The organism is Streptomyces sp. NRRL F-525, assembly GCF_000716605.1.
Taxonomy (GTDB): Bacteria; Actinomycetota; Actinomycetes; order Streptomycetales; family Streptomycetaceae; genus Streptomyces.
On record NZ_JNXE01000006.1, the window covers coordinates 222,883 to 239,731 of the forward strand.

A 16,849-nucleotide genomic window follows, 5' to 3' on the forward strand; every position below is an offset into this window, starting at 1 on the left:
GGTCTACGGGTAGTTGGTCAAGTACGCGACGTTGGTACTGGAGTTGGACGGTCCGCCGGTGCTGTTGATGATGTGGCTGATCGTGCCGACCCCGCCCAGCGAGACGGTCACCATGTCGTGGAACTTGACCCCGGACACGCTCGGCACCTCGAAGGAGTGGTCGGCGACCACGCTCGAATTGCTGCTGAAGTAGCAGTAGCTGCCAAGTCCCCACGCCTCATGGCTGGTTACGTTGGCGGCGACCTTGTAGGCCGGATAGCCCTTCCCGCTGCCGTTCATCCACGAGGCCTGGTTCGGCGGGTCGTAGGGCATCTCGTTCTGGAAGAAGTACGTTCTGCCGCCGTTGCCGTTCCAGACGACCTGGGTCTTCTGGAAGTGCTCGACAAACAGGCCGTACGCCGTGACGTTGGCGCCGTTGACGATCAGTCCGGTGTCGGCGGTGTTGGTGGTCCAGCCGACCGTGCCGCTGTTGCCGTGGTCGGCCCGCCAGATCCAGGTGTGGTCGATGATCGTGTTGGCGCTGTTGATGACAAGGGAGTTGGTGGCCTTGCCGACGGTCGCGCCGCCGATGCGGACGAAGACATCGGACAACTGCGTCGGGTCGGACGCGTGGGTGGCGGTCGAGCCGGACGGGCCGATCTGCACCAGGGTGGCGGAGTTGGTGGTGCCCGCGTCGATCAGCAGGCCCGCCAGCTCGATGCCGTCCACGTCGGCCGTGGAGATCGCGGTGATCCCGCCGTCCGGCACGAAGGTGGCCAGACCCATGCCCAGCACGACGGTGTCGGGGCGCGTGATGTTGAGCGTCTGGTTGAGGTGGTAGACGCCGGGGGTGACCAGCAGGTTCTTGCCGGCCGCGAGGGCGGTGTTCATGTCGGCCGCGGTCGCGCCGGGCTTGACGATGTAGAACTGGTCGATCGGCAGGGACTTGCCCGCCGGGGTCTTCCCGCTCCACGTCGTGCCGACGGCGTTGGACTGCAACCCCGGTACGAACACCTGGTAGTTGCCCGCGCTGTCGACGTACAGGAAGGGCTTCTCGCGGATCGTCGGCGAGCTGGCGACGTTGGTGTACGTCGGGAAGGACTGGGCGGGTGCGCCCTGGTCGCCGACGAAGACCATGTTCCAGTTCGAGCCGGACCAACTGCCCATCGTGGAGTTCCGGGTGAGGAACTGCTGCTGCGAGCCGGACTGGATCTGGCCGTCGACCTTGGTGTCGGAGATGAAGCCGCCGCTGGACCAACCGCCGTCGTCCAGAGCCAGGTTGCCGCGCACGTGCATGCGCCGGTAGGGCGCGGCCTGTGAGACGGCCCAACGGTCGGTCCCACCAGTGGGGTTGACCGACAGGTTCTCGGCGTCGCGCCAGAAGTTCTGCGTCGCGTTGCCCTGGAACCAGTCCGCCTCCGCGTGCACCGCGCCGTTGATCGTCACGTCGTCCGGCGAGAAGCCGAGCCCGGCGACCTGCGTGTAGAAGCCGACGTTGGCGTTCGCGCTGTACGTGCCCGGCTTGAACAGCAGGGCCTGGCGGGCCGAGCCGAACTGGTTGGTCTCCTGCTGGGAGAAGACCGAGTCCAGCTTGGACTGGATGCTGGACGACGACATCGACGGGTCGAACACCGTCACGTTGGGGCCGAAGTCCGGGGTGCCGGGCGGGTTGGTCGAGACCGTGCCGAGGGTGAAGGACTGCGCGGCGGTGCCGTTGCAGGTGTACTGCGCCAACTGCACGCTGTCCGCGGTGGACGCGCTCGGGACGTCGAGGCACTTGCCGCTGTTGCGGTTGACGAAGTGGTAGGCGCCGTCGGACTCGGCGACGGGCAGCCACTGCTGGTTGGCTCCGCCGGAGTACGTCCACAGCTGGATGGGCGCCGAGTCGGCGGTCGAGACGTTGGTGACGTCCCAGGCCTCGGCGGCGTTCAGGTTGCTGTTCACGCGGTAGTAGCCGCTGTCGGTGGCGGTCAACTGCCAGTTCTGCGCGGTGCTTCCGTTGCACGTGTACTGCTGGACGGCGGTGCCGTCGGCGCTCGCGGCCGAACGGGCGTCTACGCACTTGCCGCTGCCCTTGTTGACCACGGTGGTGTAGCCGGTCGGGATCGCCGCGGCCGCCGAGTTCGCCGCGCTCGCCGAGCCCTGGGTGGCGAACTCGATCCCGGTCACGGTGGTCGCCACGAGCGCGACCGCCGTGAGCGCTCTCGGTATGGGGTGGCGGCCGGTCAGTCTTTTCCGTCTGAGCACGGATTCTCCTGTGGTGATGGGGGGTTGGGGAGAAGAGGTCGGAGGGGGGCGGCGGTCAGCCGGTGTACTGGGCGAAGATGCTGGTGAACTGCCAGTTGCTCTGGCTCACGCCCGAGCAGGTGTCGTCGTTCGGGTAGGCGCCGGGGCAGGGACGGTCACGGTTGGCCGACCAGAACGTCAGCCGCGCGAGGTGGTGCGTCTGCGCGTAGCCGAGGATCGTCTGGAAGTCGGCGGTGGTGACGGTCTCGTTGTTGTCGGTGATGCCGTTCATGGACGAGATGCCCATGTCCCGGTAGGCCGCGTCGTCGCTGTAGCCGTAGGCGTTCTTCAGCGCGGTCTTGAGGCCTTCCGCCGCCCGCTGGGTGAGCGTGCCCATGTTCTGGCCGGCGCCGCCGAAGTCGAACGGCATGATCGTCCAGGCGTCCACGGTCAGCCCGGAGGACGCGGCCCGGTTGATGAGGCTCGTGTCGGGACCGCTCTGCCCGGTGCCGATGGTGACGTACACCTTGATGCCCGGGTTGTTGGCCTTGACGGTCTTCAGCGCGTCCACGGTCCGCTGCTGCACGGTCCCGTTGCTGTACGCGTCTGCCTCGATGTCGATGTCGATGGCCTTGAGCGAGTAGGCGCTGATGACCTTCTGGTAGGCCGCCGCCAGTTCACTCGCGCTGGAGCAGGAGCTCTCCAGCTTGTTGCCGCTGTAGCCGCCGAAGGACGGGACGACGTCACCGCCGTTGGCCCGCACGGTGTTGATGGTCGACTGGTCGACCCCGCCGGTCAGCGCGCGGCCGCCGTCCCACTGCGGGTTGCAGTAGCCGTTGCTCAGGACGAACGCCAGCGTGAACCACTTCACGCCGGTCGCGTTCATGACAGTCGTAGGGCTGGGCGGGTTTCCCCAGCCGTTGTACAGGTACGGGGCCACGGCCATCGGGGCGGTCGTGGGCGGGGTCGTGCCGCCGGCGGCGGGCGCGGTCCACTTCTGGTTGGCGCCGCCGGAGCAGGTCCAGATCTGGGTGCGGGTGCCGTTGGCCGTGGAACTGCCGGTGACGTCGAGGCACTTGTTGGCGGCCGGGTTCACGATGTCGCGCGCGGCGGAGACCGTCCACTGCTGGTTGGCGCTGCCGCCGCACGTCCACAGCTGGAGCTGGGCGCCGTTGGCCGTCGAATTGCCGGTGACGTCAAGGCACTTGCCGAGGGCTCTGATGGTTCCGTCGGAGCCGACCGTCCACTGCTGGGCGGCCGTTCCGTTGCAGTCGTAGATCTGTACGGCCGTGCCGTCGGCGGAACTCGCGCCGGCGACGTCGAGACACTTGCCGCCGAGGCCGGTGATGGTGCCGGTGGCGGCCGAGGCGGAGGGAGCTGCGAGGGTGCCGACGGCGGTGAGGCCGAGGGAGAGGGCGAGGGCGCAGCGCAGGGCGAGGCGTTGCATGACGAGGGGGCCTTTCGTCCTGGGTGGGGGGTGGACGCCGCCGGCTTGAGGGCGGTGAGAGGTGAACACGGGTGTTCACATATGTGAGCGCGGAATGCATTCATGGGAGGTCTGTTGGCTGGTGAACCTAAAGGTCTGCACCAAAGCCGTCAAGAGGTGCGACCGGAGAAGTCCCGCACGTCATGGCTGAGTTGAGAAGTTGTAGGCGAAGGAAAAGAAATCACCAGGACCATTGAGCGGCCGGTTCTCACAGGTCACACTGTGCGGGATTCGTGATGATCGTCGGGGCGGCGTGACGGAGGAACCATGAGCACAGCGGGGACCGCGGAGGTCGCGGTGCGGCACATACTCGGCGACAAGGTCACGGGCGGATTCCTCCAGCCGAGGACGCGCACGATCACCTGGACCGACGCACACTACGTGGTCAAGCGGCCCCCTTCGGGCAAGCACACGGTGGAGCTGACCTGCACCGAGTGCTCGGCGTCCCTGCTGGCCGAGGTCCGCGACCGGGCCACCACCCGCACGCTCGCGGCCGTCCTGCGTGTCGTCGGGATCGTGTGCGCGGTCGTCTTCTTCGCCGCCCTCGCCTACGCGATCCACGAGGGCGGCAAGACCCTCCCCGAGGGTCAGTCGCTCCCGGCCCTCTTCCCGATCAGCGTCGTCGCCGTCGTCGTCACCTTCGTCGCCGGGCCCGTGTTCTACCTGCACGGCCGGAACTACAACGGCGTCAGCATGCTCGACGCCCCCAAGCCGCGCCGCAGGCACCGGATCATGCCCGTGAAGGCGGCGCGGTCGCGCGTACGAACTCGCCGATGAGCCGGGCGAGTTCGGCAGGCCGGTCCAGCGGGAGCAGCGTGTAGCCGTCGGCCACCTCCACCAGCCGTCCCCGCGGCAGGAGTTCGGCCAGCCGCCGCCCGTGCCCGGGTGGCATCACCCGGTCCTCACTCGCCCACACCACGAGTGCGGGACGGTCGAACTCGCTGAGCCGCAGGGCGGTTTGTTCGAGCAGCCGACGCCCGTCCGCCGACGCCGCGCGCAGCACGCGTACGGCGTCACGGCGGATCCCCGGCTGCCGCCGCACCGGCTCCGTCCACCGCGCGGTGACCGCGTCCCCGCGCTTCGTCAGCCACCCGAAGGCGAACGGGAGACGGCGCAGCGCGCGCACCCGCATCTGCCGCATGAACTGCCCGAACAACCACGGCGAAAGACGTCCCGCGAGTACGAGGGTCCGACCCGTCAGACCCGGCGGGAAGTTGTCGAACGCCTCGCAGGAGACGAGCACCGCCCGCCCCACGCGCGCGGACCCCTCGGCCAGCAGCAGCTGCACCAGCGCCTCGCCCGTGTCGTTCCCGACGAGCGTGACGTCCCGCAGCTCCAGCCGGTCGAGGAGTTCGGCGACGAGCCGGGCCACCCCGGGCAGCGACAGATCGGCGTCCGCGCGCATCGGGTGGCGGTGGGCGCCGAGGGGGAGAGTCGGGGCCACGCACCGGTGGGTGGCGGACAGTTCGGCGATGGGACCGGTCCACAACGACGCGTCCATCAACAGCCCGTGCAGCAGCACCAGGACGGGACCGTCGCCGGCGGTGTCCTCGTACGCGACGGTTCCGGCCGACAGTTCGATCAGATGCCGCGTGGTCGTCCCGGCCGGTTCGGTCCTGGTCATGAGCGCCTCCCGTGAGTGTCCGCACTCAAGAGGGCGCCGGAGGCCCGAAGTGTGACACCCGTACGGGAGTTGGCGCCGAGTGGCACAATCAGCGGCGTGGACCGGGGGATCCTCGAGCGCGAGCCCGAGCTGGCGCGACTGGCCTCGGCCGCACGTGAGGCGGCGGACGGGGCCGGGTCCGTTGCGCTCGTCTTCGGCGAGGCCGGCATCGGCAAGTCGAGCCTGGTGAGGGCCATGCCGGACCGGCTGCCGCACCGCACCCGCATCCTCCTGGGCCAGTGCGACGACCTCGCCACGCGGCGCCCACTCGGCCCGTTCCGCGACCTCGTCGGCAGCGTCGGCGCCGACCTCGCCCGGGCCGTCATGGAGGGCGGCGACCGCCACCGCGTATGCGAGGCCCTGCAGGAGGAGTTGGCGGGGATACCGCATCCGGCGGTGCTCGTCGTGGAGGACGTCCACTGGGCCGACGAGGCCTCGCTGGACGCGCTGCGCTTCCTGGTACGGCGGATGGCGCGGCTGCCCGCCGTACTCGTCCTCACCTACCGCGACGACGAGTTGAGCCGCGAGCACCCGCTGCGCCACCTCCTCGGGCAGGTCTCCCGCGCGGACCGCGTCCACCGGCTCCCGCTGGCCCGCCTCTCCAAGTCCGCCGTCCGCACGCTCGGTTCGGCCAGCCCACTCGACCCGGCCGAGGTCTACGAGGTGACCTCGGGCAACCCCTTCTTCGTCACCGAGGTCCTCGCGGCCGGCGGTACCGGGGGAGTGCCCCCGACGGTCGTCGACGCCGTGCTCGCCCGGCTGCGCGGACTCGACGGCCGGAGCGTCGACGCGCTGGAGCAACTCGCCGTCGTGCCCTCCGCCGTCGAACGGCCCCTCGTCGACACCCTGTTGACGGGCGGGGTCGCCGGGCTGGTCACGGCCGAACAGCGCGGGCTGCTCGCGGTGACCCCCGAACGGGTCACGTTCCGCCACGAGTTGATCCGCCGCGCGGTCGTCGACTCCCTGCCCGCGGCCCGGCGCATCGACCTCAACCGCAACGTGCTCACCGCCCTCATGCTCCGGCCGGGCTCCGACCCGGCCCGTGTCGTCCACCACGCGGCGCAGGTCGGCGACCAGGACGCCATCGCCCGCTACGGCCCCCGCGCCGCCCGGGACGCCACCGAGGCGGGCGCCCACCGCGAGGCCGCCGCCCATCTCCGGCTCGTGCTGCGGCAACGGCAGCGCTACACCCCCGCCGAACTCGCCTCCCTGCTCGAACGCTACGCGGTGGAGTGCTACACCATCGCCGACTCCGTCGAGGCCGTCGCCGCCCAGCGCGAGGCCGTGGCCCTGCGCCGCTCCCTCGGCGACACCCTCACCCTCGGCGCGGATCTGCGCTGGCTGTCCCGCATCCACTGGTGGGCGGGCCACGCGACGGAGGCCCAGGACGCGGCGAAGGAAGCCATCGCCGTGCTCGAACACGCCGGTGACGACCGGCTGTTGGCCCTCGCGCTCAGCAACACCGCCCAGCTGCGGATGCTCTCCGACCGGTACGCCGAGGCCATCGCGCACGGTGAGCGCGCCATCGCCCTGGCCCGTCGCGCGGGCGACGCGGCGATCCTGGCCCACGCCCTCAACAACGTGGGCACCGCCCGCTGGCGCAGCGGGGACCCGGACGGGCGACGGCAGGTGGAGGAGAGCCTCGCGGTGGCGCTCGCGGCGGGCGAGGTCGAACACGCCTGCCGGTCCTACGCCAACATCATCTGGTCCCTCCTCGACGACCTCCGCTACGCCGAGGCCGACCGCTTCCTGCCCCCGGCCCTGGAACTCGCCGACCGCGCCGAGCACTTGGGGTTCTTCAACTATCTGCACGTCGAGAAGGCGATGCGACGGCTCGCGGCGGCGGACTGGGACGACGCCGAGCGGCACGCCGAGTACGGGATGCACGAGTTCGTGCCCGCCCGTTGTCCCGCGCTGACCGTGCTGGCCCGCGTGCGCGTCCGGTGCGGCAGGCCGGGCGCCGACGAACTCCTCGACCAGGCCCGGGAGATCGCCGTACGGGCCGGGGAGCTGCAGCGCACCGGCCCGGTGGCGGCCGTACGGGCGGAGGCGGCCTGGCTGCGCGGCGACCGCGCGGCGGCGGCCGAGGCGGTGCGGCCGGTCTACGAGCAGGCCTGCCGGCTGGGCCACGGGCCGTACCGGGCCGAACTCGGCTACTGGCTGGGCAAAGTCGGGCACCCGGTGGCCGTCGACGAGAGCGACCACCCGTACGCGTTGCAGGCGTCCGGGGAGTGGAAACGCGCCGCTGATCTGTGGCAGCAAGCGGGCTGCCCCTACGAACACGCCGCCGCGCTCGCGGAGAGCCCCGACCCGGCCGACAGACTCACCGCCCTCGCCGAACTCGACGCGCTCGGCGCCGAACCCCTCGCCCGCCTCGTCCGCGCCGAGCTGCGCGAGCTCGGCGTGCGCCACATCCCGCGCGGCCCGCACGCGGCGACCCGGGGCAACCCGGGCGGACTCACCGGGCGCCAACTCCAGGTCGTACGGCTGCTGGTGGACGGTCTGACCAACCCGGAGATCGCCGACCGGCTCGTGGTGTCCGTCCGTACCGTCGACAACCACGTGCGGGCCGTACTGGAGAAGCTGGACGCCCCCACCAGACGGCAGGCCGCGGCCCGCGCCACGGAGCTGGGGCTGCTGCCGGACGCCGAAACGTAGGTACCCGCAGGCGCCGAGCTGGGTGACGCGCACGGATGACCGCGCGGTTCCGGGCGAAATAGAACAAGCAGGTCATGCAGAGCATCACGAAACGGGGACCCGCATGTCCAGCACACCCGCACAGACCGCTCGACGTGAACTGACCGATTTCACCGGGGAGTTGATCGGCCCGGACGACGCCGCCTACCCGGAGGCCCGCGCCGTCTACAACGCGATGATCGACAAACGGCCCGCCCTCATCGCCCGTTGCGCCGACGCGGACGCCGTGGCCCGCGTGATCGGCTTCGCCCGCGCCCACCAACTGCCCCTCGCGGTACGGGGAGGCGGGCACCACGGGGCCGGACTCGGCACCGTCGACGGGGGAGTGGTCGCCGACCTCTCCCCGCTGAAGAGCATCCAGGTTGACCCCGAGGCGCGCACGGTCCGGGTCGGCGGCGGCTGCGTGTGGGGCGAGGTGGACCGGGCCACCAACGCGCACGGACTCGCCACGCCCAGCGGCATCATCTCCACCACCGGCGTCGGCGGTCTCGCCACCGGCGGCGGGCTCGGCCACCTCACCCGCAAGTGTGGGCTGACCATCGACAACCTGCTGGAGGCCGACCTCGTCCTCGCCGACGGCAGCCGGGTGCGGGCCAGTTCGGACGAGAACACCGACCTGTTCTGGGCGGTCCGCGGCGGTGGCGGCAACTTCGGGGTCGTCACCTCGTTCCTGTTCCGGCTGCACGAGGTGAGCACGGTCGTCGCCGGACCCACCTTCTGGCCGGTCGAGATCAGCGCCGAAGTCCTCGCCGCCTACCGGGACTTCCTGCCGAACGCGCCCCGCGAGCTGAACGCCTTCTTCCTGCACGGCAGCGTCCCGCCCGCCCCGCCGTTCCCCGAGGAGATCCAGCTGCGCAAGACGGCCGGCGTCGTGTGGTGCTACACCGGCGGCGACACCGAGGCCGCCGCACGCGAGATGGCCCCGCTGCTCGACGCACTGCCCGCTCCGCTGCTACATGCGGCTGGACCGATGCAACACCCGGACATGCAGGGCATGTTCGACGGGCTCTACCCGCCCGGCGACCAGTGGTACTGGCGCGCCGACTTCGTCAACGACATCCCCGACGAGGCCGTGGAGCTGCATGCCAAGTTCGGCGCGGAGGTCCCGACCCCGCAGTCGACGATGCACCTCTACCCGATCGACGGCGCGGCCCACGACGTCGGCAACGACGAGACCCCGTGGGCGTACCGCGACGCGCGCTGGGCGTCCGTCTTCGCCGGAGTCGACCGGGACCCCGCCAACGCGGGCCTCATCAAACAGTGGGCCGTCGACTACCAGGAGGCCCTGCACCCGTACTCCGCGGGCGGCGCCTACGTGAACATGATGATGGATGAGGGACAGGAACGTGTCCGGGCCAGCTACCGCGGCAACTACGAGCGCCTGGCCCGCATCAAGGCCGACCGTGACCCGGACAACGTCTTCCGTCTGAACCAGAACATCCACCCGGCCCCGAAACCGCGCTACGAGACCCGCCCGTAACACCGATTCCGAGGCCGGGCCGGCATCACGCGTTCGGGTCGAACGAGATGCCGGACGGCTTCGCGATGGACAGGGCGTAGTTGAAGTCGCTGTCCCTGATCTTCAGGGTGGCCGAGCCGAAGTCGGCGGCCAGGAGCTTGTCCTTCAGGCCCGCCGGGTAGCCGTTCCAGCCCACCAGGCGCGGGTAGAACCAGTTGCCGGTGGCGTTCTCCGCAGGCTCGTCGTTCGTGTTGGCGAAGCGGAAGTCGTGCGAGCCGATGCCGTCCTTGTGGTAGACGATCTTGGGGTGTGTGCCGTCGAAGCGCACCCCCGAGGCCGCCGACACCTGGTACGCGGAGTGCTGCGACACCGACACGTACTGCACCGTGTTGTCCTTGATCCACACCACGACGTGCTCCCAGTCGTGGGTGTGCCCGATCGCCGCCGGACCGAGCGTGACCTGGTCCTTCTCGAAGTAACTGGCGTACATCACCGCGCACCAGTCGTTGTTGCACTTCTCGCGGGAGTACGTGTTGGAGTTGTTCAGCTGGGCGAGGTCGTGGCAGTGCCCGTTGACGTCGCCGCCGAGCTTCAGCCCGGGGTTGATGGTGCCGTCCGTGCCGATGGCGGCCGTGGCGTAGCAGCCGTCGCCGTCGTAGTCGTAGGCCGGGGAGAAGGTCTGCTCCAGGCCGTCCGCGTTCTGCGGGAGCGCCGTCAGTACGGAGGCCTGGGCGGCCGTCGCCTGACCGACCACGAGGGCCAGCGCACCGAGGACGGTGACGACGGCGGAGCGGCGAAGACGTCGGCTCCGGGGCTTCGCCGCTCTCGCGGAGTTGTCGGTGGGGGGTGTCAGTTCGGGCACGCCGACTCCAGTTCTGGGCTGTGGGGGCGCTACTGGATGCGCCAGGTCCAGACCTTCGCAGTCAGGTGTGTGCACGTCAACACCCTTGCGATGTACGGGTCTTGGCCCACCGCTGAATTTTCCCGCGCCGCGTACAGCGCCCCCACAGGCGGCTCTCAGTCGCGCCCGGCGTCACCCGTCCGAACGGTCGGGAAGGTCCGGAAGGTCGTCCAGGAAGTCCGCGGAGGGGACGTAGAAAAGGCTTCCGGTGACGGCCGTCGAGAAGTCCAGGATGCGGTCGTGGGACGCGGAGTCGGTGCCCAGGAACATGTTGCGCAGCATCTGCTCGGTGACCGAGGGCGTGCGCGCGTACCCGATGAAGTAGGTGCCGAACTCGCCCTGGCCCGCGCTGCCGAACGGCATGTTGTCGCGCAGGATCTTCCGCTCGGTGCCGTCCGGGCCGGTGATGACGTTCAGCGCGATGTGCGAGTCGGCCGGCTTGACGTCGTCGTCCATCTCCATGTTGGTCAACTTGCTGCGCCCGATGGCCCGTTCCTGCTGCTCCACCGGCAGCGCGTTCCAGGCCGCCATGTCGTGGACGTACTTCTGCACGATCACATAGCTGCCGCCCGCGAACTCCGGGTCCTCGCCGCCGATCACCACCGCCTCGCGGGCCGCCCGCCCGACCGGGTTCTCGGTGCCGTCGACGAAGCCCAGCAGATCGCGCACGTCGAAGTACTGGAACCCGGACACCTCGTCGGCCACGGCGACCGCGCCACCCAGCCGCCCCATGATCTCGGTCGCCAACTCGAAGCACAGGTCGGCCCGTACGGCCTTGATGTGGAACAGCAGGTCGCCGGGGGTGGAGACGGCGGTGTGCCGTTCGCCGACGAGTTCGCGGAACGGATGCAGCTCGGCGGGGCGCGGCCCGTCGAACAGCCGGTCCCACACCTCCGAGCCGATACCGGTCACACAGCTGAGCCGCCCGTCCGGCGCGCGGAACCCGATGGACCGGATCAACCCGCCGAGATCTTCGAGGAGTTGGCGTGTCGTCTCCTCGCCACCCGGCTCCACGGTGACGACGAGGAAGGTCGCGCTGGGGGTCAGGCTCTCCAGCACCGCCTGCGTGGTCGGGACGTTCCCCTCGCCGCCGACGGTGCCGTCCATGCCCTCGACCGAGCCGTCAACTGTCATGTACTCCACGCCTCCGCTGTGTCCTGGGAGGTGCCGGCCGGCACCTTGAGCGTCAGCCGAGTTTCCCAGTCCGCGCGTCCTGCCACAGATCCACCCCGCCGTCGACGGCGTACGAGTCGATCTCGGCCAGCTCCTCGGCGCTGAAGTCGAGGTTGTCCAACGCGGCCACGTTCTGTTCGAGCTGCTCCGTGCGGGACGCGCCGATGACCAGCGAGGTGACCCGCTCGTCGCGCAGCGCCCAGGCGAGCGCCATCTGCGCCAGGGTCTGCCCGCGCCGCCCCGCGATGTCGTTGAGCGCGCGCAGCCGGCGCACCATGTCCTCGGTCAGCCAGCCCGCGTCGAACGACGTGCCCTGCGCGGCCCGCGACCCCTCCGGGATCCCGTCCAGGTACCGCCCGGTCAGCAGCCCCTGCGACAGCGCCGTGAAACCGATGACCCCGAAGCCCTCGTCCTGCGCGGCATCCAGGAGTCCGTCGTTCTCTATCCACCGGTTGAGCATGTTGTACGACGGCTGGTGGATGAGGAGCGGTGTGCCCAGCTCGCGGAGGATCGCGGCGGCCTCACGGGAGCGCTCGGCGTCGTAGGAGGAGATGCCGACGTAGAGGGCCTTGCCCTGGCGGACGGCGGTGTCCAGCGCACCCATGGTCTCTTCGAGCGGGGTGCCGGCGTCGAGGCGATGGGAGTAGAAGATGTCCACGTAGTCGAGGCCCGTGCGCTTCAGCGACTGGTCGAGGGAGGCCAGGACGTACTTGCGGGAGCCGCCGCCCTGGCCGTACGGACCGGGCCACATGTCCCAGCCGGCCTTCGTGGAGACGACCAGCTCGTCCCGGTACGGCGCGAGGTCCTGCTTCAGCAGGCGGCCGAAGTTGGCCTCGGCGGCGCCGTAGGGCGGGCCGTAGTTGTTCGCCAGGTCGTGGTGGGTGATGCCGAGGTCGAAGGCGCGCAGCGCGATCTCCCGCTGCGTCTCGAACGGGCGGTCGTCACCGAAGTTGTGCCAGTAGCCCAGCGACAGCAGGGGCAGGTCGAGCCCCGAGCGGCCGGTGCGGCGGTAGCGCATGGTGCCGTTGTAACGCTCAGGATCTGCGACGTGGGTCATCGGGGGGTCTCCGCGAGGTGCATGAGGGGGTGGTGGTGTCGGGGTGATCGACACGTCCACTGTGCCCCCGCGCGATTCCCGCGTCCAACCGTTCCTCGCCATGGGATTAAGCGATGCCGTCGTTGAATCCGGAGCACGGGACCAAGGGCGTGCGGCGCGGGTGAGGAACTTCGGAGTGTGACGGAGGGATCACTTCCGGATTGCATTCCGGAAGGTGATCTTGGGCAGTGATACGGGCGTTTGTGGTTGCCTGCCCATGAGGAGATCAGTTGAGCGCCCCCGCCGCCTCATCCGCCGACGCCCCCGCTCCCGTGCCCGCCCCGACCGCCCCCGGCGGCCTGCCGCTGATCGGACACGGCCACCGGCTGGCCCGTGACCCGCTGCCGTTCATCACCTCGCTGCGTGAGCACGGCGGTGTCGTCCGCATACGCATCGGACCCACCCCCGCCTACGTGGTCACCGACCCCGCCCTGACCCGGCGGGTCCTGGTGACCGACGCCGCGGACTTCACCAAGGGCGGGAAGATCATCGACGCGCTGCGGGTCTTCTTCGGCGACGGGCTGGCCACCGTCGCCGACGGGGACACGCATCTGCGCAACCGGCGGCTGATGCAGCCGATGTTCAACAAGGCCCACATCGCCGAACGCGGCGACGCCATGATCGACCGGGTAGGGGCGCTCGTCGCCGCCTGGCCCGCGGGGCAGCCCCGCGATGTGTACGCGGACATGAACGCCATCACCCTGGCCGCGTTCCTGGTGGCCCTCTTCGGCACCGATTTGCCGGGGCAACTGGCGGGGGAGTTCACCGCCCTCATGCCGGCCATCATGGAAGGAACGATTCGGCAGACCATCCTCCCGGCCTGGGTGACCCGCCTGCCACTGCCCATGAACCGCGCCCACGCCGAACGGGTCGCCCGGCTGCGCGCGCTGATCGACCAGGCCATCGACCACCACGGCACCGGTGACACCGAGTCCGCCCAGGCGACGGGCTGCCCGCACGCGGGCGCCCCGTCCGGCCTCTTCGCCACCCTGCTCGCGGCGGAGGACTCGCTGGGCCGACAGCAGCTCCAGGACGAGGCCATCACCTTGCTGACCGGAGCGATCGAGACCACCGGCACCACGCTGGCCTGGACGCTCTACGAGATCACCCGGAGCCCCGGCATCGAGCGACGGCTCCGCGAGGAACTGGAGTCGGTGTGCGGCGACCGGCCCCTGCGCCCCGAGGACCTCGACCAACTCCCTTACTCCCGCCGGGTGTTGCAGGAGGCCATCCGGAAATACGGGCCGGCCTGGATGGTAACCAGAACCGCCGCCCGTGACGTCGACCTCGGCGGCCACCGCATCCCCGGGGGCGCCGACGTGATCTGGAGCCCCTATCTGCACCAGCACGACCCGGACCACTTCCCCGACCCCGACACCTTCGACCCGGACCGCTGGACACCCGAGCGCGCCCCGGCCACGCGCGGCTCCTTCCTCGCCTTCGGCGACGGCCGCCGCAAGTGCATCGGCGAGAACTTCGCCTGGGCCGAACTCCAGATCATCCTCGCGACCGTCCTGCGGACCTGGCCCCGCCTCGAACTCACCTCACGCCCGCCCCGCGCCCAGGCCGTCGTCACCGTCAAGCCCGACACGATGACCATGGCGTTCCTACGGCCGGCCGGCCCGGCGTAGTCACGCCCGGGACCGGAGTGCCCGCGACCCTCCCGGGCGCGGGCACCCATATCGGCCTCCGGCCGTACCGCGCGGGCGGCTCGCTCAGCGGACCGCTGACGTTTGGCGGCCCCTCACCCGTCCTTAGGGTCGTCGCCATGAGCGTTCATCACGACAGCGACACGGACACGGACGAGGGCCCGCTGCGGATCGGCGTGCGCGTCCCGCCCTGCGACCGGGCGGACCGGGTGGCCCGGTCCGTACGACGGGCCGAGGAGCTCGGCTTCGACCAAGTGTGGTTCCCCGACTCGCAGTTGCTGTGGCGGGATGTGTTCACCACGCTCACCGCGGCCGCCTTCGCCACCGAGCACATCGGCCTCGGCACCGCCGTCACCAACCTCGCCACCCGGCACCCGTCCGTCGTCGCGTCGGCCGCGCGCAGCGTCGCCGAACTCGCGCCGGGCAGGTTCACCCTCGGCCTCGGCGTGGGCAACAGCTCCGTCGCGCCCATCGGCCTGCGGCAGACCGGCTCGGCCCAACTGCGCGAAGGGCTCGGCATGTTGAGGGCCCTGCTGGACGGGCGCGAGTGGGACTTCGAGGGCAAGGTCCGCTCCCGGCTGCGCGACCCCCAGCCGACCGTGCCGCTGCACCTGGCGGCGAGCGGGCCGCGCAACCTGCGCCTCGCCGGGGAGATCGCCGACGGCGTCATCCTGCTCAGCGGTGTCTCCCCGCGCACCCTGGCCGCCGCCACCGCCCGGGTCCGGGAAGGCGCGGAATCGGCGGGCCGGAACGCCGACATGCTCCCGGTGACCGTGTCCGCGTTCTGCGCGGTGACCGACGACATCGAGACCGAGGCCCGCCGGATCAAACCGATCTGCGCCTCGATCGCCCAGAACGGCGGCGCGTCCTTCCTCGCCCTCGCCGGCATCGACGTCGACGTCGACGTCCCGGAGACGGTGGAGGGCGTCTACCCGGACCTCGTGCACGCCGAGGACTGGGACGCGGCCGTCGGCATCTGCTCGGCCTGGATCAGCGACGAGGCGGCCGTCCGCTTCGCCGAGGAGTTCTGCCTGATCGGCACGGCCGCACAGATCACCCAACGCCTGCGCACCCTCCGCGAGTTGGGGGTGACTGACGTCTTCCTCCAGCACGTCGGTTCCTACGACCTGCCGACCGACCTGATCGAGAGCGTCGGTGCCTCGGTCCTGCCGGCCCTCCGCCGGGGATGAGACCGTCAGCGGGTTCCCGCCGCCGGCAGCAGATCCTTGCGTACGACGCCGTCCTGGACGACACACACGATGTTGCCGGGATCGCCGAGCACGCCGATGTCCGCGAGCGGGTCGCCGTCGCACAGGATCAGGTCGGCGGTCCTGCCCGCGGTCAGCGTGCCCAACCGGTCGGACAGGCCCAGGAGTTCGGCGGAGACCCGGGTGCCGGCGACGATCGCGGTCATCGGGTCCATGCCCAGGTCCACGAGGAAGCGCAGCTCCAGCAGGTTCTGGCCGTGCGGGCAGACCGCCGCGTCGGTGCCGAGCGCGATACGGGCGCCCTGGTCGATGGCGCGGGCGATGTTCTCCTTGGTGATGCCCGACCAGCGGACCTTCTTCTGGTAGTGGTGCTCCGGCATCAGGTCCTTGTCGATGCCCGCGAACACCGTGGACAGCGTCGGCACGACGAACGTGCCCCGCTCGCCCGCCAGGTCCAGCGCCCGCTCGTCCAGGCCGTAGCCGTGCTCGATGCTGGTGACGCCGCCGCGGATGGCGTTGATGATGCCCGCGGTGCCCTGCGCGTGCGCGGCGACCGGCTTGCCGCCGTGCCGCCGGCACTCGTCCACCACGGCCCGGATCTCCTCCTCCATCAACCCTTCGTCCTCGGGCTGGTCGTAGGGGCTGGCCATGCCGCCGGACGCGCAGATCTTGACCACGTCGGCGCCCGCGCGGATCACCTTGCGCACGGCGAGCCGGGACTCGTCCACGGTGTCGGCCAGTTCGGCCATCTCGCCGCCGCTGAGGTCGGTGCCGTCCAGCATCCGGAAGTCGGCGTGCCCGCCGGTGTGGCTGATGATCCGTACGGCGGTGTGCAGACGGGGGCCGACGATCCGCCCGGTCTCCACGGCCGTACGGAACCCGGTGGACAGTCCGCCCAGGTCACGCGCGGTGGTGATGCCCGCGTCCAGGGTCTGCCGCAGCCGGGTCGCGGTGTCGTAGGTCACCAGGACCGGGTCGAGTTCGCCGCGCCGCCCGGGCGGCGAGCCCTGCGCGTACGCGAGGTGGGTGTGGCAGTCGAAGAACCCAGGGAGCACGGTCCGGCCGCCGGCGTCGATGATCCGGACCGCGGAGCCGTCACCGGGCACGGGTGGAGCCGTGGCCGCTGGTCCGGCGTAGGCGATCGTTCCCTCCGCGTCCGCGACGACGACGGCGTCGGTCACCGGGAGCGCACCGGTACCGTCGACGAGGCGGGCGTTCTCGACGCGCAACATGGTCCGAAAGGTCTCTTGCGTCATGGCATCCGTCATGGTGGGGCCGAATCACTCCTCGGTATCAGGAACCTCGGTGTCGG

At 70.6% G+C, this 16,849-nt stretch carries 12 protein-coding genes; 5 read left to right on the top strand and 7 right to left on the bottom strand.

The window, feature by feature from the left end; translation table 11 throughout:
* Positions 1–3: 3 nt before the first annotated feature.
* Together OO69_RS11815 and OO69_RS11820 are read right to left on the bottom strand one after the other, a co-directional pair.
* Positions 4–2,226, bottom strand: coding sequence for an RICIN domain-containing protein (locus OO69_RS11815; RefSeq protein ID WP_106971011.1), 2,223 nt, complete (start codon positions 2,224–2,226; stop codon positions 4–6).
* 55 nt (positions 2,227–2,281) lie between these two features.
* Positions 2,282–3,652: a chitinase gene (locus tag OO69_RS11820; protein ID WP_033280465.1), complete on the bottom strand. Its 1,371-nt coding sequence runs from the start codon at positions 3,650–3,652 to the stop codon at positions 2,282–2,284.
* 306 nt (positions 3,653–3,958) lie between these two features.
* Here OO69_RS11820 and OO69_RS11825 point away from each other — a divergent pair, with 306 nt between their 5' ends.
* Positions 3,959–4,468 (top strand): hypothetical protein, encoded by a 510-nt coding sequence (locus OO69_RS11825; protein WP_033280466.1) that lies wholly within the window; start codon positions 3,959–3,961, stop codon positions 4,466–4,468.
* Here OO69_RS11825 and OO69_RS11830 read toward each other — a convergent pair.
* Entirely contained in the window at positions 4,422–5,315 is an 894-nt protein-coding gene (locus tag OO69_RS11830; RefSeq protein ID WP_051800931.1) for an alpha/beta fold hydrolase, read from the bottom strand. The two genes, OO69_RS11825 and OO69_RS11830, sit on opposite strands and share 47 nt — an antisense overlap.
* A gap of 96 nt (positions 5,316–5,411) precedes the next feature.
* Between OO69_RS11830 and OO69_RS11835 the strand changes: the two genes are divergently transcribed.
* Together OO69_RS11835 and OO69_RS11840 are read left to right on the top strand one after the other, a co-directional pair.
* Positions 5,412–8,012 (top strand): ATP-binding protein, encoded by a 2,601-nt coding sequence (locus OO69_RS11835; protein ID WP_033280467.1) that lies wholly within the window; start codon positions 5,412–5,414, stop codon positions 8,010–8,012.
* 103 nt (positions 8,013–8,115) lie between these two features.
* Entirely contained in the window at positions 8,116–9,531 is a 1,416-nt protein-coding gene (locus OO69_RS11840) for an FAD-binding oxidoreductase (RefSeq protein ID WP_033280468.1), read from the top strand.
* A gap of 25 nt (positions 9,532–9,556) precedes the next feature.
* On the opposite strand, the gene OO69_RS11845 is transcribed toward OO69_RS11840, so the two are convergent.
* The 3 genes from OO69_RS11845 to mgrA form a co-directional block, all read right to left on the bottom strand.
* Positions 9,557–10,264, bottom strand: a complete 708-nt coding sequence (locus OO69_RS11845) for an NPP1 family protein (protein ID WP_078652391.1) — start codon at positions 10,262–10,264, stop codon at positions 9,557–9,559.
* Between the two features lie 279 nt (positions 10,265–10,543).
* Positions 10,544–11,545: a Dyp-type peroxidase gene (locus OO69_RS11850; protein WP_078652392.1), complete on the bottom strand. Its 1,002-nt coding sequence runs from the start codon at positions 11,543–11,545 to the stop codon at positions 10,544–10,546.
* 52 nt (positions 11,546–11,597) lie between these two features.
* A complete protein-coding gene (gene mgrA / locus OO69_RS11855; protein ID WP_033280470.1) occupies positions 11,598–12,641 on the bottom strand; it encodes an L-glyceraldehyde 3-phosphate reductase in 1,044 nt (347 codons plus the stop codon).
* Positions 12,642–12,910: 269 nt separating this feature from the next.
* Between mgrA and OO69_RS11860 the strand changes: the two genes are divergently transcribed.
* Together OO69_RS11860 and OO69_RS11865 are read left to right on the top strand one after the other, a co-directional pair.
* Positions 12,911–14,311: a cytochrome P450 gene (locus OO69_RS11860; RefSeq protein ID WP_051800932.1), complete on the top strand. Its 1,401-nt coding sequence runs from the start codon at positions 12,911–12,913 to the stop codon at positions 14,309–14,311.
* Between the two features lie 137 nt (positions 14,312–14,448).
* Positions 14,449–15,519, top strand: a complete 1,071-nt coding sequence (locus tag OO69_RS11865) for an LLM class flavin-dependent oxidoreductase (protein ID WP_051800933.1) — start codon at positions 14,449–14,451, stop codon at positions 15,517–15,519.
* A 5-nt stretch (positions 15,520–15,524) separates the two neighbouring features.
* Here OO69_RS11865 and OO69_RS11870 read toward each other — a convergent pair whose 3' ends face one another.
* Positions 15,525–16,805: a metal-dependent hydrolase family protein gene (locus tag OO69_RS11870; RefSeq protein WP_078652383.1), complete on the bottom strand. Its 1,281-nt coding sequence runs from the start codon at positions 16,803–16,805 to the stop codon at positions 15,525–15,527.
* Positions 16,806–16,849 lie beyond the last annotated feature (44 nt).